General features: G+C 42.7%; 25 protein-coding genes and 1 tRNA gene. 20 read left to right on the top strand and 6 right to left on the bottom strand.

The window, feature by feature from the left end:
• Positions 1 to 87: 87 nt before the first annotated feature.
• Positions 88 to 1,422, top strand: a complete 1,335-nt coding sequence (locus tag AAEY87_RS12510) for a hypothetical protein (RefSeq protein ID WP_350657435.1) — start codon at positions 88 to 90, stop codon at positions 1,420 to 1,422.
• Positions 1,423 to 1,479: 57 nt separating this feature from the next.
• Here the strand turns inward: AAEY87_RS12510 and AAEY87_RS12515 are convergent, their stop codons facing one another.
• Positions 1,480 to 1,896 carry a hypothetical protein gene (locus tag AAEY87_RS12515; RefSeq protein WP_350657436.1) on the bottom strand — a complete coding sequence of 139 codons (417 nt, stop codon included), beginning with the start codon at positions 1,894 to 1,896 and terminating at the stop codon, positions 1,480 to 1,482.
• A gap of 32 nt (positions 1,897 to 1,928) precedes the next feature.
• On the opposite strand from AAEY87_RS12515, the gene AAEY87_RS12520 reads away from it, so the two are divergent.
• A complete protein-coding gene (locus AAEY87_RS12520; protein WP_350657437.1) occupies positions 1,929 to 2,165 on the top strand; it encodes a monooxygenase in 237 nt (78 codons plus the stop codon).
• Between the two features lie 363 nt (positions 2,166 to 2,528).
• On the opposite strand, the gene AAEY87_RS12525 is transcribed toward AAEY87_RS12520, so the two are convergent.
• The 5 genes from AAEY87_RS12525 to gatC all read right to left on the bottom strand — a co-directional run bounded on the left by AAEY87_RS12525 (position 2,529) and on the right by gatC (position 7,139).
• Positions 2,529 to 3,329: a hypothetical protein gene (locus AAEY87_RS12525; RefSeq protein WP_350657438.1), complete on the bottom strand. Its 801-nt coding sequence runs from the start codon at positions 3,327 to 3,329 to the stop codon at positions 2,529 to 2,531.
• A 208-nt stretch (positions 3,330 to 3,537) separates the two neighbouring features.
• Positions 3,538 to 3,614: transfer RNA gene (locus AAEY87_RS12530), tRNA-Pro, on the bottom strand.
• A gap of 114 nt (positions 3,615 to 3,728) precedes the next feature.
• Complete coding sequence (gene gatB, locus AAEY87_RS12535; protein WP_350657439.1) at positions 3,729 to 5,258, bottom strand: Asp-tRNA(Asn)/Glu-tRNA(Gln) amidotransferase subunit GatB; 1,530 nt, start codon at positions 5,256 to 5,258, stop codon at positions 3,729 to 3,731.
• Positions 5,258 to 6,754 carry an Asp-tRNA(Asn)/Glu-tRNA(Gln) amidotransferase subunit GatA gene (gatA, locus tag AAEY87_RS12540; protein WP_350657440.1) on the bottom strand — a complete coding sequence of 499 codons (1,497 nt, stop codon included), beginning with the start codon at positions 6,752 to 6,754 and terminating at the stop codon, positions 5,258 to 5,260. The genes gatB and gatA overlap by 1 nt, the downstream gene beginning before the upstream one ends.
• 70 nt (positions 6,755 to 6,824) lie before the next feature.
• Positions 6,825 to 7,139, bottom strand: coding sequence for an Asp-tRNA(Asn)/Glu-tRNA(Gln) amidotransferase subunit GatC (gene gatC, locus AAEY87_RS12545; protein ID WP_068034583.1), 315 nt, complete (start codon positions 7,137 to 7,139; stop codon positions 6,825 to 6,827).
• Between the two features lie 678 nt (positions 7,140 to 7,817).
• Here gatC and AAEY87_RS12550 point away from each other — a divergent pair.
• The 18 genes from AAEY87_RS12550 to rplX all read left to right on the top strand — a co-directional run bounded on the left by AAEY87_RS12550 (position 7,818) and on the right by rplX (position 19,405).
• Positions 7,818 to 8,846: a rod shape-determining protein gene (locus AAEY87_RS12550; protein ID WP_068034585.1), complete on the top strand. Its 1,029-nt coding sequence runs from the start codon at positions 7,818 to 7,820 to the stop codon at positions 8,844 to 8,846.
• Positions 8,847 to 9,030: 184 nt separating this feature from the next.
• A complete protein-coding gene (gene mreC, locus AAEY87_RS12555) occupies positions 9,031 to 9,897 on the top strand; it encodes a rod shape-determining protein MreC (RefSeq protein ID WP_068034586.1) in 867 nt (288 codons plus the stop codon).
• Between the two features lie 22 nt (positions 9,898 to 9,919).
• The gene (gene mreD / locus AAEY87_RS12560; RefSeq protein WP_068034589.1) at positions 9,920 to 10,405 is read left to right on the top strand and encodes a rod shape-determining protein MreD; all 486 of its coding nucleotides are present in this window, start codon (positions 9,920 to 9,922) and stop codon (positions 10,403 to 10,405) included.
• Between the two features lie 104 nt (positions 10,406 to 10,509).
• Positions 10,510 to 11,205: a Maf family protein gene (locus AAEY87_RS12565; protein ID WP_350657441.1), complete on the top strand. Its 696-nt coding sequence runs from the start codon at positions 10,510 to 10,512 to the stop codon at positions 11,203 to 11,205.
• A 193-nt stretch (positions 11,206 to 11,398) separates the two neighbouring features.
• Positions 11,399 to 12,994 carry an Rne/Rng family ribonuclease gene (locus tag AAEY87_RS12570; protein WP_350657442.1) on the top strand — a complete coding sequence of 532 codons (1,596 nt, stop codon included), beginning with the start codon at positions 11,399 to 11,401 and terminating at the stop codon, positions 12,992 to 12,994.
• A gap of 490 nt (positions 12,995 to 13,484) precedes the next feature.
• Positions 13,485 to 13,796 carry a 30S ribosomal protein S10 gene (gene rpsJ / locus AAEY87_RS12575; RefSeq protein WP_010196670.1) on the top strand — a complete coding sequence of 104 codons (312 nt, stop codon included), beginning with the start codon at positions 13,485 to 13,487 and terminating at the stop codon, positions 13,794 to 13,796.
• Positions 13,797 to 13,845: 49 nt separating this feature from the next.
• Positions 13,846 to 14,484 carry a 50S ribosomal protein L3 gene (rplC, locus tag AAEY87_RS12580; RefSeq protein WP_068034596.1) on the top strand — a complete coding sequence of 213 codons (639 nt, stop codon included), beginning with the start codon at positions 13,846 to 13,848 and terminating at the stop codon, positions 14,482 to 14,484.
• Positions 14,485 to 14,498: 14 nt separating this feature from the next.
• Positions 14,499 to 15,101, top strand: coding sequence for a 50S ribosomal protein L4 (gene rplD, locus AAEY87_RS12585; RefSeq protein ID WP_068034598.1), 603 nt, complete (start codon positions 14,499 to 14,501; stop codon positions 15,099 to 15,101).
• The gene (gene rplW, locus AAEY87_RS12590) at positions 15,098 to 15,448 is read left to right on the top strand and encodes a 50S ribosomal protein L23 (protein ID WP_068034600.1); all 351 of its coding nucleotides are present in this window, start codon (positions 15,098 to 15,100) and stop codon (positions 15,446 to 15,448) included. The genes rplD and rplW overlap by 4 nt, the downstream gene beginning before the upstream one ends.
• 11 nt (positions 15,449 to 15,459) lie before the next feature.
• Complete coding sequence (gene rplB, locus AAEY87_RS12595) at positions 15,460 to 16,287, top strand: 50S ribosomal protein L2 (RefSeq protein ID WP_350657443.1); 828 nt, start codon at positions 15,460 to 15,462, stop codon at positions 16,285 to 16,287.
• 11 nt (positions 16,288 to 16,298) lie between these two features.
• Positions 16,299 to 16,574, top strand: a complete 276-nt coding sequence (gene rpsS / locus AAEY87_RS12600) for a 30S ribosomal protein S19 (RefSeq protein WP_068034604.1) — start codon at positions 16,299 to 16,301, stop codon at positions 16,572 to 16,574.
• A gap of 10 nt (positions 16,575 to 16,584) precedes the next feature.
• Complete coding sequence (rplV, locus tag AAEY87_RS12605) at positions 16,585 to 16,914, top strand: 50S ribosomal protein L22 (RefSeq protein ID WP_021813373.1); 330 nt, start codon at positions 16,585 to 16,587, stop codon at positions 16,912 to 16,914.
• 3 nt (positions 16,915 to 16,917) lie between these two features.
• Positions 16,918 to 17,643 carry a 30S ribosomal protein S3 gene (rpsC, locus tag AAEY87_RS12610; protein WP_068034605.1) on the top strand — a complete coding sequence of 242 codons (726 nt, stop codon included), beginning with the start codon at positions 16,918 to 16,920 and terminating at the stop codon, positions 17,641 to 17,643.
• 3 nt (positions 17,644 to 17,646) lie between these two features.
• A complete protein-coding gene (gene rplP / locus AAEY87_RS12615) occupies positions 17,647 to 18,060 on the top strand; it encodes a 50S ribosomal protein L16 (protein WP_068034608.1) in 414 nt (137 codons plus the stop codon).
• Positions 18,060 to 18,257, top strand: a complete 198-nt coding sequence (gene rpmC / locus AAEY87_RS12620; protein WP_010196696.1) for a 50S ribosomal protein L29 — start codon at positions 18,060 to 18,062, stop codon at positions 18,255 to 18,257. The genes rplP and rpmC overlap by 1 nt, the downstream gene beginning before the upstream one ends.
• Entirely contained in the window at positions 18,254 to 18,529 is a 276-nt protein-coding gene (rpsQ, locus tag AAEY87_RS12625) for a 30S ribosomal protein S17 (RefSeq protein ID WP_021813375.1), read from the top strand. The genes rpmC and rpsQ overlap by 4 nt, the downstream gene beginning before the upstream one ends.
• Positions 18,530 to 18,710: 181 nt before the next feature.
• The gene (gene rplN / locus AAEY87_RS12630) at positions 18,711 to 19,079 is read left to right on the top strand and encodes a 50S ribosomal protein L14 (RefSeq protein ID WP_010196702.1); all 369 of its coding nucleotides are present in this window, start codon (positions 18,711 to 18,713) and stop codon (positions 19,077 to 19,079) included.
• 8 nt (positions 19,080 to 19,087) lie between these two features.
• Positions 19,088 to 19,405, top strand: coding sequence for a 50S ribosomal protein L24 (rplX, locus tag AAEY87_RS12635; protein ID WP_011279796.1), 318 nt, complete (start codon positions 19,088 to 19,090; stop codon positions 19,403 to 19,405).
• The last annotated feature ends 4 nt before the right edge of the window (positions 19,406 to 19,409 follow it).

A 19,409-nucleotide genomic window follows, 5' to 3' on the forward strand; every position in this document is an offset into this window, starting at 1 on the left:
ATGTCAGATTGGTTAGTCATTGCTTAGTCTCCGGTTAGTGGATTATAAGCAGTTACACACTTTTTAGGAAAGGCTCGTCTCTTTTTTATGCCTTTTAATTCATGGAATAATTTTATGCTCTCCTTGCGCTCATCCACCCATATGCCATTTATACAAACTTTACTCCCACCTCAATCTATTGAGTCTTCTCAGGTACGCTATCAAATGGTCTCTATCACACGCAATATATTGGTTATCATAAGTACAGGTATTTCAATCTCTGCTATGGCGCAAGAGTCACCGATGACTTATCAAGTTACTAATGATGCGTTAACTTCAGAGAGGAGTTTGACGACTTCTTTATTATCCACGCCATCTATTGCATCTAAAAAGCCAGCTCTACAGATTGATTGGACAATGATGGCAACTGCTCATAGTCCAGCGCAGCCAATTGCTGCTTTTATTAAGGATTGGGATGCGCCTTTAGATTCTGGCAAGCACGCCTACGCACAGGGGCGCGCGTCAATTAATGTGCGCCAAGCTGATAGTCCCATTAGCTATGGTCTAGCGTGGCGTTATGATTATATGATGACATTTAATCAAGAGACCGCAGATTTGTATTGGCAGTATCAAAACAAGCAAATACCTAATCAGAACCAAACCTATGCGTTAGAGTTAGAAGCACAGCATAATGAACGTATCGGTGCGAATGTGGGTTTTACCCAGCAGATAGCTGCTAATTGGCAGCTAACAACTTATGCCAATATTTGGAAAGGGCTACACGTACTTGAAGGTAATGCTATGGGAAATGTCACGTCACAAGCGTTTCCTGATGGTGAGATAGTTGGAAATATAGATCGTTTAAATAAAACGGAGACTTATGTAGATTACTATTATGATGAGCCAGCGCTTGGGGAGGAAGACCTAAATTGGTATCCTGAAAAACCAGCGGGTTATGGTTATTCGTTAGATGTAAATCTGACAGGGAAGTTATCGGACAGTACTCAGTTGTCGATCCGTGGTTACGATCTCCTTGGACGTATGCACTGGAAAGACACGCCCAGTACTAAATATGTACTAGATTACGATGTAAATAGACGACCTATAGATATGACCGGAGGTCAGCTGGATACTGATGACGTCACGCAGACATTGCCATGGCGAGTTGAGGGTAGTCTTATGCATCAACTAGACAACCAATGGCAGCTCGGTATGCATGGTCAAGTCAATGATATCCAAGACTTGTATCAGCTATCAGCAGGCTATCAAACCAGAAATGATACTTATCCTGTTACTATTACTGGTTTGATAGAGCCGCAGACGCAAGCATTGGGTTTGGCCGTAGACAGTCAATATGGCGGTATTAAACTGCTCACTGATAGTCTTGATTCAGAGAAAGCCCAGCGCAGTGAGATTAGCTTATACGGACGTTATTCTTGGTAATTTGATTGAGTTATCAGTTGAAGAGGAAAAGTAACATTTTAGTTTGATAGCAGCTACTTAGGATTCATTATTTTTTTGGTCGCGCTGCTCAGGATAAATAACGATCGGTCTATCGCCTTCAAAATATAGCCCTGTCGTAGGCAAAGTATTGTCTGGCCAAGATATTTGTGATTGACGCGATTGACGTAAGTCATAAAATCCGCGCCTAGTAAACCATTCGATATAATTTGCGCGTCTGAGTTTCACCATGTTAATGGTTGCGAGACATGCTTTGTCATTCTTATCGCACCATTGATGCATCGGAAAGCTGGGTGCTAGCCAAGTAGGCATATCTGAGTGGCTAAAATTAGCCATGTTCATTGGCAAAAAGAATCGCCCTTTTATGACGCCATAACGCTTATCAATTTTTACTTGTCCATGGTTTTCGGTATCGACCCACACCGTGCGAAACTGCTTAGTTTGCATATGCGTCATTTTGCCCTTTTGGCAATGAGTTCTTTGAATCGATGAAAGAGCTCGCTGAAGACATCGCCACTGAAAATGGTCTGGTCTATAAGCTATGGACAGAAAATAAAGAGACGCAAGAAGCTGGCGGTATTTATGTGTTTGACAACTTAGATGATGCCAACAGATACCTTGCCAAACATACCGAGCGTTTAGAGTCTTTTGGATTTACAGATATTAAGTCTAAAACTTTTGAAATTAACGAAGCGCTGAGTGCGATTACTAAAGCGTCTGTGTAGTACTGAATTAATAGTAGTTAGTATAAAAAAAGCCAGTCATTGGATTCAATGGCTGGCTTTTCATCATATTTTCTAAAGTTAAAGTATGATATTAACTGTATAAAAGTTAAGGTAAATATCTGGTGCATTTGATAATAAAGGTACTAGGATAATGATCAGAAATCTCAATATGGCAAACGACCATTTGGGTGGTTTGTTGAATAGCTTTTGGACTGATAATTTTGCGCTGGTTGAGATTTTAGATTTTTCTAAGTGTGTCATGTGCATAGCTCCATATTTACCGTAACTTGGTTGATGCGGCTTATGGTTGCTATTTTATGAGGTAGAGTTGTTCGATAGTTCTATATAGAAAATGGCAAAGTTCTATAGAACCTCATTGGCCTTCTTTAACCATTTTGCAATAAAGTCTTTTTTAACAGACAGTCCTAACGTCTCAGCTTTGGCTTGAATAAGCTTATTAAGCTCTCCATAAGGATCGGTTAGGTCTGCTTTGTCATATTCAGCCATTTTAATAAGCGTAGTCACTAAAGCTTGCATAGAACCTACGCTTTTATGGTGTGTTGGCTCATCATCGGCATGTTGGTTTGGCTTAATCGCCTCGTCATCTGAATAATATCCATTTTTTTCAATCATGTTTATTAGATCCAAAACATAAAATTTAATATCGCTTTCACTAAAATACGGGTCTATAATCTCATCTTTTGGATTTTCATTAGACAATACAATAAGGTCAGTCACATACAAGGGCGTTCTCCTAAATATATCTCCTTTTGAGTTTGATCCTCGATTTGGTAAAGAGGAGTCAAGTATTATTTGATAACCTACTAGATTTTGGATAATGAAACGTCTGTGTGCTATTGGAATTTTAGAATTTATGATAGCTTCACCATGTAAGATATAAAAATACCCTTTGACATGATTTGATTGTGCTAAGTGTTCTATACCTTCTGACCATTCGTTCATATCTTCAAAATCTTCGGGGTATGGTGAATATAATTTGTTTCTCCATGTTGAGCCATAACCATCAAAATAAATTATAGGCTGTAGCTCTTTTTTTACTACAAGGTCAAATAAGTTACCTTTATTAAAAAAAGATACTTTCGTCACCTCTTTGATAAATTTAACAGTGTCTTCAGTATTTAAATAATCACTAAGACTTTTCATATTTCACACCTCTATACACTTAAAGAAAAATAAATAAAAGTCATCTTAAAGGTGTGTGATCGGCTGATTTTAGGTGATTGGACTTAGCCTTGCAAAATATTTGTTATTATTTGCTTAATGAATCATCACACAATTATCAGCCAAATTTAACACAAAAAAAGCCAACCATTGATAACAATGATTGGCTTTTCTCTTTAACTACTATGTTTGGTCGGAACGGCAGGATTTGAACCTGCGACCCCTACACCCCCAGTGTAGTGCGCTACCAGACTGCGCTACGCCCCGAATGACTGACTATTTTACGCAAAATCGCACGTATTGCAAGAGCTATTTATTTTGCTCGATTTTTACAACACGATTCTACGTATCATAGTCAACATAACTACTTCGCCATTTACCTTAACCCAATAGCTCTTTTAGGATTTGGTTCACTTGCTGCGGGTTAGCACTACCGCGGCTGGCTTTCATCACTTGACCAACCAGACCGTTAAAGGCTTTCTCTTTACCGCCGCGATACTCTTCCACCATCGGTTGGTTTTTCGCGATGACTTCTTCAACGATAGCTTTGATAGCGCCCGTATCCGTTTCTTGCTTAAGACCTTTCTCTTCGATGATTTTATCTGCTGCATCATCATCGTTGCCGCCTTCGCGCTCATACAGGGCGCTAAAGACCTTCTTAGCCAATTTGCCAGATAGCGTATCGTCTTTGATACGCGCTAGCATGCCAGCCAATTGCTTGGCGCTGATAGGGGAGTCGATGATGTCTTTATCATCTTTATTCAGTGCACCCAGTAGATCGCCCATGACCCAGTTAGCTGCCATCTTCGCATCTTGCTGTCCCACTTCGGCAACAACATCTTCGAAGTAATCAGCAAGCTGACGACTACCGGTTAAAATACGAGCATCATATTCTGATAGACCAAGCGCTTCTTCAAAACGTGCACGACGGGCAACAGGTAGCTCAGGCATGGCTGCTTTAATCGCATCAACAGTATGCTGCTCGATACGTACAGGGAGTAGGTCAGGATCAGGGAAGTAGCGATAGTCGTTGGCGTCTTCTTTGGTACGCATGGTGCGAGTTTCGTCGCGCTCTGGATCATAAAGCATCGTTGCTTGGATAACTTTACCGCCGTCTTCGATGATGTCGATTTGACGCTCGATTTCACGATTGATGGCGCGTTCGATAAAGCGGAACGAGTTTAGGTTTTTGAGTTCAGTACGCGTACCCAATTCTGCGCCAGGCTTACGCACAGAGACGTTACAGTCGCAGCGGAATGACCCTTCTGCCATGACCGCATCTGAGATACCTAGCCAAGTGACCAGCTGATGAATGGCTTTGATATAGGCCAGTGCTTCGTGAGCTGAGCGCATATCAGGCTCAGAGACGATTTCGATCAGTGGTGTACCAGCACGGTTCAGATCCACACCAGTCATACCATCGACGGCATCATGAACTGACTTGCCAGCGTCTTCTTCTAAATGCGCGCGGGTGATGCCCATACGTTTAGGGTATTCGTTTTTCTCGCCTTCATTGACTATGACATCGATATAACCTTCGCCAACGATAGGGTTGGCCATTTGGGTAATTTGATAGCCTTTAGGCAAGTCAGGGTAGAAGTAGTTTTTGCGGTCAAAGGTATTAAATAGCCCCAGTTCAGCATTGACACCAATCCCGAATTTTAGCGCACGATCGACCACGCCAGCATTTAGAACTGGCAACACACCTGGCAAGCCTAAATCTACGATACTGGCTTGGCTGTTTGGCTCATGACCGAAGTCAGTCGGTGCGCTGGAGAATATCTTACTCTCTGTATTCAGCTGGCAGTGGATTTCGATACCGATGACTACTTCATAACCATCGACGAATAGCTCTTTACGAACAGCGTGTTTGCGGACGGCATTGTTATCAGTAGTAGTTGCTGTGTTCATTATACCGTCTCCTTCGCGATAGTAGAGTGTTGTAAATGGTGATCTGTATGCTGCTGGAATAGATGCGCGGTAGCTAGCAGCTTGCTTTCTTGCCAATATTGACCAATTAGTTGCAAGCCAACAGGTAAGCCTTCTGAGGTCAGACCAACTGGCTGGCTGAGCGCAGGTAGACCGGCTAAGTTAACCGCGATTGTATAAACATCGCCCAAATACATGGTTGCAGGGTCAAGATCTTCAGCAAGCTTATAAGCAGCCGTTGGTGCAGTTGGACTGGCAATGACATCACAGTTGGCAAAAGCGTCTTCGAAGTCTTTAACGATTAAGCGGCGTATTTTTTGTGCTTTAGTATAATAAGCGTCAAAATAACCAGCAGACAGCGCATACGTACCTGTCAAGATACGGCGCTGTACTTCAGGACCAAAGCCTTCAGAGCGTGAGCGCGTGTATAAATCGATGAGATCGGTTGGGTTTTCACAGCGATAACCAAAACGCACGCCATCGAAGCGCGACAGGTTCGAAGACGCTTCTGCAGGCGCTAACATATAGTAAGTCGCAAGCGTGATATCAGGGTCAGTGATGTTCACTTCTACGATTGTCGCGCCTAGTTCTTCATACTTCTTCAGAGCAGCACGTACCGATTGTTCTACTTCAGCATTAAGCCCTTTACTAAAATATTCTTTAGCGACACCAATACGTAAACCATCAAATGGCTTATCGCCAGCAGCAGCTTCTGCGTCATTGAGGTCTTGCACGTAGTCCGGCATATCATGTTTGATAGAGGTTGCATCGCGTGGATCGTGACCAATCATTGGTTGTAATAGATAGGCGCAATCTTTAGCGCTACGACCCATACTGCCGGCTTGGTCTAGACTTGAAGCGTAGGCAATCATACCGAAACGCGATACGCGACCGTAAGTCGGTTTGATGCCTGTTAAGCCGCAAAATGAGGCAGGCTGACGAATAGAGCCGCCCGTGTCACTACCGGTTGCGACTGGGATAAAACCTGCGGCAACAGCGGCGGCACTACCACCAGAAGAGCCACCTGGAACGCGTTCTAGATCCCAAGGGTTTTGTACGGTACCATAATAAGAGCTGCTGTTGTCTGAGCCCATCGCAAACTCATCCATATTGAGCTTACCAAGGCTAATCATGCCCGCTTTATCAATGTTAGAGACAATAGTGGCGTTATAAGGTGAGACGAAGTTATGCAGCATTTTTGAGCCACAAGTCGTTAATACGCCTTGGGTACAAAAGATATCTTTATGCGCCATAGGCACGCCCAATAAGCGTCTTTTATCACCTTGTGCACGCATCTCGTCTGCTGCTTGCGCTTGCGCTCGGGCAGTCTCCGAGGTATGAGTAATAAAGCTGTTAATCTTGCTATCTAGCGCGTCTATGCGCTTGATGTAATGTTCGGTCAGCTCAAGGCTGCTGAATTGTTTGTCTTGCAAGCCCGTAATGAGTTGCTGGGTACTTAATAGATGAAGTTCAGACATAGGGTGTCGTCCGTCAAGATGTTAATAGCGTAAAATAGGATAAAATAAGCGCAAAAATAAGTAGAACAAATTACTCAATAACTTGTGGCACTAGATACAGGCCATCTTCTACAGCAGGCGCGACCGATTGATTACGTTCGCGGTTAATGTCGTGTTTGGCAACGTCAGCACGCAATTCTTGGCAAGCTTCATGGATATTCGATAATGGTTTGATATCAGTCGTATCAACGTTGCTAAGAGTATGCATCAGCTTTAATACTTTACTAATATCATCGGCATAGCTGCTCGCCGTATTTTCATCAACACCTAAACGTGCAAGGTTGGCAACTTCTAAGATTTCTTCACGGCTGACGTTGCTGTCAGACGTTGCTGGTTGCTGTGACATAATTTCTCCAGTGAAGGACAGTTTTTGTTAGAGTAAGTATTTATTAATTGAACGATTAGCAATTAAGCGACTATTAGTCCATTAGAGGTTCACTTGTTCAGATTAAGAACACGCCCTAATATAAGTAAATAATAAAACTAAAATAGATAAGTGCTAAAGAATCTCATATAGAGTTGGCTTATTATAAAGCATCTGACCCAAGTTTACAGAGCAGGGCGCCTGATTGATGCATAATATCAACCAAGATAGAATGGTTTGTAAAACTGACCGTATAGTTAATGTTTCATTCCTAATTGCTCACCCATTGTGTTCTGAAATACGTTACAGTATGCACCTGCTATTGAGCAAAATTGTCAACTGTTGATAGAGCCTTGTTAGTTATTGAATTAAATGATGTTTCATTAAGTTGAATAGTATTTACTACTATTTCAAACTTTGTAACAACTTTTAGCGTTTCAAACTAAAATCCTGACTTTCTGATGCAAATATCTGTGTTTTTTTTGAGCTAAATCGGTATAATTTAGCTCACTTTTGGCTTTTAGTCATTATTGCTCGGATTCAACTTGTCGCAAAGATACGCTTTTGCTAATCTGAGCACCTGACTACAATCTACTCAATACCGACGAGCACCGCCTCAGTCATCTCATTCGCCTCATTTGTAAGCCGCTGGATATATTAATGAACCCGTTTGGATTTTTATCAAATAATATCGCTATCGACCTTGGTACTGCGAACACCTTAATCTTTATTCCTAATAAAGGTGTGGTGCTCGACGAGCCTACAGTGGTCGCTTTACGTAGCAACCGTACCCAAAACCCTACCGTCGCTGCTGTCGGTCTTGATGCCAAGCAAATGCTAGGGCGAACACCTGCCAATATTACGGCTATTCGTCCATTAAAAGACGGTGTCATTGCTGACTTTGAAGTGACGCAAAAGATGCTGAAGCATTTTATTGCCAAAGTAAAAGCCAAGCGTTTTATGGCACAGCCCAATGTAGTAGTTTGCGTACCTTGCAAATCTACTTTGGTTGAGCGCAAGGCTATTCGTGAAGCGGTATCATCAGCAGGCGCTAACAAGGTATTGTTATTAGAAGAGCCGATGGCAGCGGCTATTGGTGCGGGCATGCCGGTACACGAAGCTAGTGGCTCAATGGTTGTTGACATCGGCGGCGGTACTACTGAGATTGCTGTTATTGCGCTATCTGGTTGTGTGTATGCAGAGTCAATCCGGATTGGCGGTGATATGTTCGATGATGCCATCATTACCCACGTACGCCGTACACATGGTTGCGTGATTGGTGAAACCACAGCTGAGCGTATTAAACAAGAAGTAGGTTCAGCGCTTAACGAAGATAGCAATTTAGAAGTAGAGGTTCGTGGTCGTAGTATGGCAGAAGGCGTACCTAAGACGTTTACGATCAATTCAGAAGAGATTCAAAAAGCACTAAGCGATCCATTAAGTGGTATCGTGAGCGCAGTAAAAGCAGCACTTGAGCAGACTCCGCCTGAGTTATCATCGGATATTGCAGAACGTGGAATTGTCTTGACTGGTGGTGGCGCATTGCTACGTGATTTGGACAAGCTCATCTCAAAAGAGACTGGTCTACCAGTTACTGTCGCAGAAGATCCACTGACCTGTGTTAGCCGTGGCGGTGGCATCGCGCTTGATTTCATTAATAACAAAAGCTTGAATATGATTTTTGTATAAGCGTTTTTGATTATTAAAGCGCCTTTAGATACATTTTAGGTGATAAATCTAAGCCAAAGAAAATATCTGCACAGAGGCGGTCAACGAGACTGCCTTTGTCACATTAATAACTAGCATATGTCGTCATCTCTTATGTGTGATGGCTTTATACCCCGCGCTGGGTACCGATCAAATTAGATGCCCTATGATCCCAAGTATTTTTGCCCGTCAACCACTCGCACTTCGTAGGACTGTTATTGTATTAATAGTGGCGCTAATAGTCATGTGGTTTGATAGCAAAAATCCAGAGTGGTTCAAGCCTGTTCGCAGTATCAGCCATGCAGCCATGCAGCCTATCTATGAGTTTTCTTTATTGCCAAGCTATGCTGAGCATTGGGTACGTGGTAGCGTGCAATCAAAAGAAGCGTTGCGCCGCGAAAACGTACAACTAAAGTCGCAACTTATTCATGCACAAGCAAAGCTCCAGCAGCAAGATTATGTCTTGGCACAAAACGCACGCTTGCAAGGCATTTTGTCAACTACCAAGCCTGACTTGTTTGATCTGAATTTAGCACAAGTAATCGGTACAGATACCAATTTGCTTAAGCAAATCGTTGTACTTAATAAGGGCGCTCAAGATGGTGTCCAAGTTGGGCAAACAGTTATTGATGAAAACGGTATTTTGGGACAAATTATTAATGTATATCCTAATACCAGCCGCTTGTTATTGATCACTGATGAACAGCAATCAGTCGCAGTAACCATCAAGCGTACTGGTCAACGCGCAATCGTCACAGGTGCGGGTATCCCAACCTCACTAAGGCTTAACTACGTATTCAAAACCTCAGACGTACGTATTGGCGATGAGTTAGTGTCTTCTGGTCTTGGCGGACGTATTCCAGCAGGCTATCGAGTAGGCCGTATTGCTCGTATTAAAGATACGCAAGCTGATAACTTTAGAAGCATCGAGGTATCACCTGCTGCCAATTTTGTTGATAATGCTTATGTACTAATCCTGCAAGATAAAATAGTGCACGTTGACACCCAGTCATCAATACCTGCCAGTCGCTAAATAAACGTTAAGGCAAGCACTCATGGCGCTTTCAAACTCTGAGCATTCACCTAGTAAGATGCTGCTCGCAATCATACTAAGCTTTGTGGTTGCTTCGTCACCTAATGTCTATCCATTAAGCCCGACCATAGCAACCTTACGTCCCATGATCATGATTATGGTGCTGATATTTTGGTTATTATTTCAACCACGCTACGTTGGTATTTTCACAGCATTCACTGTTGGTATTGCTGCTGACTTATTAATGGATACTCACCTTGGTCAACAAGCATTCGCAGCGGTAGTGATGGTATTAGCACTTAGGGTATGTAGCATTCAGATAAAGCAATTAAATACGCTTAGTGCTTGGTTTTTAGCAGCGGTAGGGTTAATCGTTTTTCAACTAAGCTTATGGGTATTGCAGCTAATGACTCAAAACCTGTTTGTCGCACAATCGGGGTTATCTTTATTAATGAGTATCTTAAGCTGGCCAATCATACTATTAATATTACGTGGATTTACTCGCTAAAATTTGCACGTTACCTATGTCGAATACAATAAGTGCTTAGTGAGTTTCAGTGCCTCACTGATAGTTCTAAAATTATAAAACATTATGACAATAAGAGAGTAGTGATGGATATCCTATTGGCTTCTGGTTCGCCGCGTCGTCAAGAGCTTCTTTCCAGTGCCCAGCTTGATTTGACTATTATGAGCGTTGATATTGATGAGACGCCATATGATAACGAATCTCCAAAAGACTATATTCTACGGATGATTGCTGCTAAAGCCGATGCCGCTATTGCCCAGTTAAACCTAGACTATCAAGGTAATAGCTCTCAGCTATCTAAAACAATTACGCCATTTATAATTTTAACAGCCGACACTATTGGTGTACTGCCTGATGGTAAGACCGTGCTGGTCAAGCCAGCAGATCGCGCTCATGCCTATAGTATGTGGCAGCAGATGTCTGATAATACTCATCAAGTATGGACTGCTGTACAAGCGACCTTAGTAGCATTGCTTCCTGCTAAGCCAACGACAGATGCTGATAAACAATTAAGTAATGAGCCGTTAAAAGTGGTATGGCAAAAGCAAATCATTGAGTCTACTGAGGTCACTTTTATCCCGTTAACGCAAGATATGATGAGTGATTACTGGGATAGCGATGAGCCTGCTGATAAAGCTGGTGGTTACGCTATTCAGGGTCTAGCCGCTGCTTGGGTAACGAGTATTAATGGTAGCTACACTAACGTCGTAGGATTACCCTTAGCACAAACGCTAGCATTAATTGATGAAGCAACTAAAAGCCATAATATCTACGGTTTATAAGAGTAAATGGCATTGAAGAGACGCATGCAAAAGTAATCAGTCACATAATGACACGGCAGGATGGTGGGCAGTACCCTAAGACGTTTGTTACACTACAAGTTCAGAAAGCTATATTTTTATTAAAGAGCTATTCATCACTATACTATTTATAAGAACTATTTATAAGAACTATAAGCAATAAGAGAAAAACAATATGTCTGAAGAGCTGCTGATTAATGTCAGTCCCATGGAATGCCGCGTGGCTGTCTTGGATAATGGTGTGCTCGGCGAGATTTACATAGAGCGCCATCATAAATTAGGATTAGTAGGCAATATTTATTTGGGTACGGTGGTACGTGTATTACCAGGAATGCAGGCTGCATTTGTAGATATTGGTCAGTCACGTACGGCTTTTTTACATGTCAATGATATGCAGCGTGAACCACGACCCACTTCAAAGAATAAAAACCAATCTATACCAGAGGCCGTGGATTCGACGGACACTGGAGCAACATTAGCCGACAGTCTGGAGATAACACCACCTGTTGTCAGCGCAAAGACCACTGAGATCGTAGCTGCACCTAGTAAGACACTTATCCAACATCGCCTGCATGAAAGTCAGCGTATTTTAGTACAAGTGACTAAAGATCAATTAGGTAGTAAAGGCGCACGTCTGACTACCAACGTCTCATTACCATCACGTTATCTAGTATATTTGCCATCAAGCGATCATGTTGGTATCTCCCAGCGTATTGATAGTGATGATGAACGCACGCGTCTCAAAACTGAGCTGACCAGTCTGATGCAGACAGTCAATTTAAAAGGTGGTTTGATTGCGCGTACGGCGGCTGAGCGCGTACCTGTCGATAAGCTTGAAGAAGACATTTATTATCTTGTGCAGCTCTGGCGAACTATTTGTGCGCGTCGACAAGAGATGAATCACCATCAAAGCTCAGAGCTTATTTATCAAGAGCTGTCTTTACCGCTACGCTCTATTCGTGACTTGGTACATGCAGACACCGAAAAAGTCATCGTTGACAATACGCAAATCTACGAGCAAGTACGGCATTTTGCTAAAGAGTTTGTGCCCTTTGTCTATGATCGCATTGTTCACTACACTGCTGAGCAATCACTGTTTGATGTGCATCGAGTTGAAGAAGACTTACGCGATGCCTTAAAACGTCGTGTTGATTTAAAATCTGGTGGTTATCTGATTATTGATCAAACCGAAGCGATGACGACTATTGATGTCAATACGGGCTCATTTGTCGGTGGACGTTCATTAGAAGATACTGTCTATAAGACCAATCTTGAAGCCACACATGCAATCGCCCGTCAAATACGTCTGCGTAATTTGGGTGGCATTATTATTCTAGATTTCATCGATATGCTAGAGCAAGAACATAAAGATGATGTACTGACAAGCTTACAAGAACAGCTTACTCAAGATTATGCCAAGACTAATATCACCCAAGTCAGTGAGCTTGGTCTGGTAGAGATGACACGTAAACGGACACGTGAGTCGTTAGGGCAGCAACTATGCGAGCCTTGCTCGACATGCCAGGGTCGCGGCTTTGTCAAAACAGCCGAAACAGTCTGCTTTGAGATATTTCGTGAAATGATGCGCTGCGCTCGTACTTATAACTCTCCAAAGAAGTTTACAGTCGTGGCTCATGCTGCCGTTATTGACTTATTACTCACCTCAGAAGCGGATACAGTTGCAGATCTTGAATACTTATTAGGACGAGTTATTACTTTTGAAGTAGAAAACCTATATACCCAAGAGCAGTATGATATTGTATTAGACTAGACGGTAACTAGTCTTCGACATTAGCGTTTTGAATGAAGCAATTAAAACGTTAAGTAGTCAATAGAGTTGTAATAGTTCATTTTAGAAATTAGTCAAATATATATAACTAATAATAGATAGTGATTAACTTTGAAGTGAACTAATTTTAATAATGCTGTTGAGTGTTCTAGATATTGGTCTTGCAATCAGATAAATACTATGTATAATATACACCACTGAATTATATATGCGCGGCCAATAAAAAAGCTGGCGCTATGACAGCTAGAGCATCGTTTCTAGCACTATTTCATTATGCCTTTGCTGACATCCTATAATGGAAGGGTCGGCGGGGCTTTAAACTATTTTGCTTTTAGTACGCTATAAGTTCCGTTAACGAACTCATTCTGGTTAAGAACAGAAGGCCGCTTTAAGTGAATATTTAACCAAACGGCTTTTACTCATTTACTTGCAAAGCAAGAATGATAAAAGCACATATTAGGAGCTTGCTGGCATGGCTAACCAGAGAATCCGTATCCGTCTTAAGTCTTTTGATCATCGTCTGATTGATCAATCTGCACAAGAGATTGTTGATACTGCAAAGCGCACCGGTGCGCAAGTTTGTGGTCCTGTACCGTTGCCGACTCGCATTGAGCGCTTCAACGTTCTAACCTCGCCACACGTCAATAAAGACGCTCGTGATCAGTACGAAATCCGTACTCATAAGCGTATGGTTGATATCGTTCAACCTACTGACAAAACTGTGGACGCGTTAATGAAGTTAGATTTAGCGGCGGGCGTTGATGTTCAAATTGCTTTGGGTTAATGCACATTAAATGCCCAACCCATTAATATAAGATATAAAGAGGTCTAAAATGGCGATCGGTTTAGTCGGTAAAAAATGCGGCATGACCCGTGTCTTCACTGAGACAGGTGCCTCTATCCCTGTAACAGTGATTGAGGTCGATGCAAACCGCATTACTCAAGTAAAAAATACTGATGTAGATGGCTATCAAGCCATTCAAATCACCACAGGTACTCGTCGTGACAGCCGCGTAACAGCCGCACAGAAAGGTCACTTCGCAAAAGCTGGCGTTAAAGCTGGTCGTGGTGTTTGGGAATTTCGTGCTAATGAAAGCGATCTTGAAGGTCGTGAGATTGGTGGTGAGATTCTAGCTGACTTGTTCGAACAAGGTCAGATGGTTGATGTTACAGGAAATAGTAAAGGTAAAGGTTTCCAAGGTCCTGTAAAACGTCACAACTTTAGTATGCAAGATGCTACGCACGGTAACTCAGTATCTCATCGTGCACATGGTTCAACTGGTCAGAACCAGTCGCCAGGTAAAGTATTCAAAGGCAAAAAGATGGCGGGCCAAATGGGTAACAAACGTGTTACCGTTCAAGGCCTAGAAGTGGTCTCGGTTGATGCCGAAAAAGGGTTACTTGTCATCAAGGGTGCTATCCCAGGTGCCACCGGTGGCGACGTTATCGTACGTCCGTCAATCAAAGCCTAAGCAAGGGGATTAACGTGGATTTAAAAACAGTTACAGGTGCGGCGGTTGAGCTTTCTGATACGGCTTTCGGTCGTGAATTCAACGAAGCATTAGTGCATCAAGTCGTCACTGCATATCTTGCAGGTGCTCGTCAAGGTACACGTGCACAAAAAACCCGTGCCGAAGTTTCTGGCGGTGGCATTAAGCCATGGCGCCAAAAAGGTACTGGTCGCGCTCGTGCAGGCTCTATTCGTAGCCCAATCTGGCGTGGGGGCGGACGTGCATTCGCGGCCAAACCACAAGACTGGTCACAAAAAGTTAACCGCAAAATGTATCGCGGCGCTATGCAGTGCATCTTAGCCGAATTAATACGTCAAGAACGTCTAATCTTGGTTGAAGAATTAACAATCTCTGCACCTAAGACCAAAGAGTTGATTGCAAAGTTAAGTGAATTAAATGCACCTCGTGCACTTATCGTCACAAAAGATGTTGACGAAAACTTATACTTAGCCGCCCGCAATATTCCACACGTCAATGTACTTGGTACAAACGAAGTGGATCCAGTGAGCTTGATCGCCTTTGATAAAGTGATCATGTCAGTTGAAGCTGCGAAACAATTTGAGGAAGCACTAGCATGAATAACGCAAGACTTTATCAGGTCTTAAGAGGACCTGTCTTCTCAGAGAAATCTCAAATGCTTGGTGACTCACTTGGCGTGCAAGTATTTAAAATTGATGCTAACGCTACTAAGTTAGAAGTCAAAAAAGCAGTTGAGCTAATGTTTGAAGGTGTTGAAGTTACTAAAGTGAACACTTTGAATGTTAAAGGTAAGACAAAGCGTTTTGGTAAGAGCATCGGCCGTCGTAATGACTATAAAAAAGCCTATGTTACCCTAAAAGCTGGTCACGATGTACAAATGGCTGATGCTGGTGAGGACGTAGTTGATACTACTACCTCTACTAGTGAAACAGCGAACAACGAATAAGGATAACACTCATGCCTATCGTAAAAGCAAAGCCAACATCACCAGGCCGTCGTTTTGTTGAAAAAGTGGTGCATCCACACCTTTACAAAGGTCGTCCTTATGCAGCGCTTCTCGAATCAAAAAGTAAGTCAGGTGGTCGTAATAATAATGGCCGTATAACTACTCGTCATATTGGCGGTGGTCATAAGCAACATTACCGTATTATTGATTTTAAACGCACCAAAGACAATATTCCAGCAACGGTAGAGCGTATTGAATACGATCCTAACCGTACTGCACATATTGCTTTACTTAAGTATGCTGATGGCGAACGTCGCTATATCATTGCTGCTAAAAAACAAGCAGTTGGCGATACAGTAATGTCAGGCGAAAATTCTCCAATTCGTCCAGGTAACTGTTTACCGCTTAAAAACATCCCATTGGGTACTGTGATCCATAATATCGAACTTAAAATCGGTAAAGGCGCACAGATGGCTCGTGCAGCGGGTGCAAGCGTTCAGTTATTAGGTCGTGACGGAATTTATGCGATTCTTCGTATGCGTTCAGGTGAAACTCGCCGTGTACATATCAACTGCCGTGCAGTTATTGGTGAAGTTTCTAATACTGAAAACAACTTGAAATCACTTGGTAAAGCCGGTGCTTCACGTTGGCGTGGTATTCGTCCTACCGTTCGCGGTGTAGCGATGAACCCAGTTGATCACCCACATGGTGGTGGTGAAGGTCGTAATAAAGGTCGCCATCCTACTAGCCCTTGGGGTCAGAAGTCTAAAGGACTTAAAACGCGTCATAATAAGCGTACTGACAATATGATCATCCGTCGCGCCAAGAAGAAGAAATAAGGAAGAATTTCATGCCTCGTTCATTGAAAAAAGGTCCATTCATAGACGCGCACTTGTTTGCTAAAGTTGAGAATGCATTAGAAACCAACTCACGCAAACCGATTAAAACTTGGTCGCGCCGCTCGATGATTTTGCCACAAATGGTTGGCCTAACTTTATCTGTTCACAACGGCCGTACTCATGTACCGGTTATCGTGAGCGAGCAGATGGTTGGTCATAAACTAGGTGAATTTGCCCCGACTCGTACGTATCGTGGTCATGGCATTGACAGAAAAGCTAAGAAATAAGGTGCTTACCATGGAAGTAACTGCAAAATTACGCGGTGCCGCCATCTCGGCACAAAAAGTTAGACTCGTTGCTGATGAAGTTCGTGGCAAATCTATCGAACGTGCTTTGGATATCCTAACGTATAGCAATAAAAAAGGCGCTGTATTTGTTAAGAAATGTCTTAACTCAGCCATCGCCAATGCCGAACATAATCATGGATTAGATATCGACGACCTAAAAGTCGCTACTATCTATGTCGATGAAGGCATCACGCTAAAGCGTATCCTACCACGTGCTAAGGGTCGTGCTGATCGTATCAGCAAGCGTACCTGTCACATCACTATAAAGGTAGGAGAATAAGTTATGGGTCAAAAAGTACATCCAATCGGAATTCGTCTTGGTGTTGTAAAAAAGCATAACGCAAACTGGTATGCTAACCCTAAACAATACTCAGAATACCTAATCAACGATATTCAAGTTCGTGAATATTTACGCAAAAAACTAGATAACGCTATGATCAGCAACATCATGATCGAGCGTCCTACTGGTGCTGCTAAGATTACCATCGCCACTGCGCGTCCTGGTATTGTTATCGGTAAAAAAGGCGAAGATATCGAAAGACTTCAAAAAGAATTGACCAAAATTATGGGCGTACCTGCTCAGGTCAACATTGAAGAAATCACGTCACCTGACCTTGACGCTCGTTTGGTAGCAGACGGTATTGCTAGTCAGCTTGAGCGTCGTGTCATGTTCCGTCGCGCGATGAAACGCGCTGTACAGAACAGTATGCGTTCTGGTGCTAAAGGTATTAAAGTTGAGTTGTCTGGCCGTCTTGGCGGTGCTGAGATTGCTCGTTCTGAATGGTACCGTGAAGGTCGTGTGCCATTGCATACACTACGCGCTGATATTGACTATGCGTCAGTACGTGCGGAAACAACTTACGGCACTATTGGTGTAAAAGTTTGGATTTTCCGTGGCGAAATCCTTGACGGCATGAATAGTGTATACAATCCCGTCAAAGAAGAGCAGACTCGTGCGCCAAAACGCCGTGGTCGTGGTGGAAACCGTCGAAACTCAGACAGAGGTTAAACTATGTTACAGCCAAAACGTACCAAGTTTCGTAAAATGCATAAAGGTCGTAACACTGGGCTAGCTCATCGTGGAAGCACCGTTGCATTCGGACAAATTGGTCTAAAATCTTTGACGCGTGGTCGTATGACAGCCCGTCAAATTGAAGCGGCACGTCGTACCATTACTCGTAAAATTAAGCGTGGTGGTAAGATTTGGATTCGTGTATTCCCAGACAAGCCAATTACCAACAAGCCATTAGAAGTACGTATGGGTAAAGGTAAAGGTCCAGTCGAATATTGGGTATGCGAAATCAAACCTGGTAAGGTGCTATATGAACTCGAAGGGGTTTCAGAAGAGCTTGCTCGCGAAGCTTTAACGCTTGCTGCAGCAAAACTGCCCTTTAAAACTACCATTGTTAAGCGGACGATAATGTAATGAAGATCAGTGAATTACGTGATAAATCATTAGAAGAACTGACTCAGTTACTTGATGAAAAGCAACTTGATGCTTTCCGTATTCGTATGGCTAAAGCAACTGGTCAGTTGGGTAATACCCATGAAGTCAGAGGCAATCGTCGCACGATTGCTCAGATTCAGACTTTGATTAACGAGAAACAACGAGGCGACTCATGAGCGATAACAATCAAACAGCTACCAATGCTAGCGTATTGACAGGACGAGTTGTCAGCGACAAGATGGACAAGTCCATCACGGTTTTGATTGAGCGTCTGGTTCGTCATCCTTTGTATGGCAAACAGCTTCGTCGTTCTACAAAAATTAAGGCCCATGATGAGAATAACGTTTGCCAACAAGGCGACCTTGTCCGCATCAAAGAAACGCGTCCAATCTCAAAAACTAAGTCTTGGACTTTAGTTGATGTGGTTGAAAAAGTAGAAAAAATCTAAGTAAATTGCATTAAAAGCCAGAAGCTGTTAAAATAGCCGCCTTTTTAAGGATGCTGATTGCGCCGAGCGTATATCACTCACATTAAGAGTAAGGTGCGGTTATTTACATTAAAATGCCGTCTACTCATACTGTGCTAGCGGCAGCAACTGGTTTTTTTGCTCATACGTGTGGAGTAACGCTATGATTCAGGTTGAGTCAATGCTGGAAGTTGCAGATAATAGCGGTGCAAGGCGAGTTCAGTGCATTAAAGTACTGGGTGGTTCTCATCGTCGTTATGCATCAGTTGGCGACATTATTAAAGTAACGGTTAAAGAAGCCATTCCTCGCGGTCGTGTTAAAAAAGGCGATGTGATGAATGCGGTAGTTGTACGTACCAAAAAAGGCGTTCGTCGTCCTGATGGTTCTGTTCTGCGTTTTGACGACAATGCTGCGGTATTGTTGAACCAAAATAAAGCACCGATTGCAACTCGTATTTTTGGACCGGTAACTCGTGAACTACGTGGTGATCAGTTTATGAAAATTGTATCACTAGCACCAGAAGTATTGTGAGGTAATCCATGTCAAAATTACGTAAAGGCGATACAGTTATCGTGATTGCTGGTAAAGATAAAGGCAAACAAGGTACTGTACAAGCTGTAAAAAATGATCGTATTAAAGTAGAAGGCATTAATATTGTTACTAAACATCAGAAGCCAAATCAGGCAACTGGTGTTGAAGGTGGCATTCTTAAGCAAGAAGCTTTTCTGCATATCTCAAATGTCGCAATCTTAAATGCGCAAACCCAAAAAGCAGACCGTATTACTTATCAATTCGGCGAAGACGGCAAGAAACAACGCGTCTATCGTTCGAACGGTGAAGTAGTGGCGACTGCGTAAGACA

The organism is Psychrobacter sp. S1-30-MNA-CIBAN-0213 (assembly GCF_040309845.1).
Taxonomy (GTDB): domain Bacteria; phylum Pseudomonadota; class Gammaproteobacteria; order Pseudomonadales; family Moraxellaceae; genus Psychrobacter.

Bases quoted from the DNA above. Each gene is read 5' to 3' on its own strand.
- rplX (WP_011279796.1), top strand. From the start codon at position 19,088: ATGTCAAAATTACGTAAAGGCGATACAGTTATCGTGATTGCTGGTAAA.
- rpsC (WP_068034605.1), top strand. From the start codon at position 16,918: ATGGGTCAAAAAGTACATCCAATCGGAATTCGTCTTGGTGTTGTAAAA.
- rpsJ (WP_010196670.1), top strand. From the start codon at position 13,485: ATGGCTAACCAGAGAATCCGTATCCGTCTTAAGTCTTTTGATCATCGT.
- mreC (WP_068034586.1), top strand. From the start codon at position 9,031: ATGATCCCAAGTATTTTTGCCCGTCAACCACTCGCACTTCGTAGGACT.
- rplV (WP_021813373.1), top strand. From the start codon at position 16,585: ATGGAAGTAACTGCAAAATTACGCGGTGCCGCCATCTCGGCACAAAAA.
- gatA (WP_350657440.1), bottom strand. From the start codon at position 6,754: ATGTCTGAACTTCATCTATTAAGTACCCAGCAACTCATTACGGGCTTG.
- AAEY87_RS12565 (WP_350657441.1), top strand. From the start codon at position 10,510: ATGGATATCCTATTGGCTTCTGGTTCGCCGCGTCGTCAAGAGCTTCTT.
- rpsS (WP_068034604.1), top strand. From the start codon at position 16,299: ATGCCTCGTTCATTGAAAAAAGGTCCATTCATAGACGCGCACTTGTTT.
- rpsQ (WP_021813375.1), top strand. From the start codon at position 18,254: ATGAGCGATAACAATCAAACAGCTACCAATGCTAGCGTATTGACAGGA.
- rplC (WP_068034596.1), top strand. From the start codon at position 13,846: ATGGCGATCGGTTTAGTCGGTAAAAAATGCGGCATGACCCGTGTCTTC.
- AAEY87_RS12520 (WP_350657437.1), top strand. From the start codon at position 1,929: ATGAAAGAGCTCGCTGAAGACATCGCCACTGAAAATGGTCTGGTCTAT.
- AAEY87_RS12525 (WP_350657438.1), bottom strand. From the start codon at position 3,329: ATGAAAAGTCTTAGTGATTATTTAAATACTGAAGACACTGTTAAATTT.
- rplW (WP_068034600.1), top strand. From the start codon at position 15,098: ATGAATAACGCAAGACTTTATCAGGTCTTAAGAGGACCTGTCTTCTCA.
- AAEY87_RS12510 (WP_350657435.1), top strand. From the start codon at position 88: ATGCCTTTTAATTCATGGAATAATTTTATGCTCTCCTTGCGCTCATCC.
- mreD (WP_068034589.1), top strand. From the start codon at position 9,920: ATGGCGCTTTCAAACTCTGAGCATTCACCTAGTAAGATGCTGCTCGCA.
- rpmC (WP_010196696.1), top strand. From the start codon at position 18,060: ATGAAGATCAGTGAATTACGTGATAAATCATTAGAAGAACTGACTCAG.
- gatC (WP_068034583.1), bottom strand. From the start codon at position 7,139: ATGTCACAGCAACCAGCAACGTCTGACAGCAACGTCAGCCGTGAAGAA.
- rplN (WP_010196702.1), top strand. From the start codon at position 18,711: ATGATTCAGGTTGAGTCAATGCTGGAAGTTGCAGATAATAGCGGTGCA.
- gatB (WP_350657439.1), bottom strand. From the start codon at position 5,258: ATGAACACAGCAACTACTACTGATAACAATGCCGTCCGCAAACACGCT.
- rplB (WP_350657443.1), top strand. From the start codon at position 15,460: ATGCCTATCGTAAAAGCAAAGCCAACATCACCAGGCCGTCGTTTTGTT.
- rplP (WP_068034608.1), top strand. From the start codon at position 17,647: ATGTTACAGCCAAAACGTACCAAGTTTCGTAAAATGCATAAAGGTCGT.
- AAEY87_RS12550 (WP_068034585.1), top strand. From the start codon at position 7,818: ATGAACCCGTTTGGATTTTTATCAAATAATATCGCTATCGACCTTGGT.
- AAEY87_RS12515 (WP_350657436.1), bottom strand. From the start codon at position 1,896: ATGACGCATATGCAAACTAAGCAGTTTCGCACGGTGTGGGTCGATACC.
- AAEY87_RS12570 (WP_350657442.1), top strand. From the start codon at position 11,399: ATGTCTGAAGAGCTGCTGATTAATGTCAGTCCCATGGAATGCCGCGTG.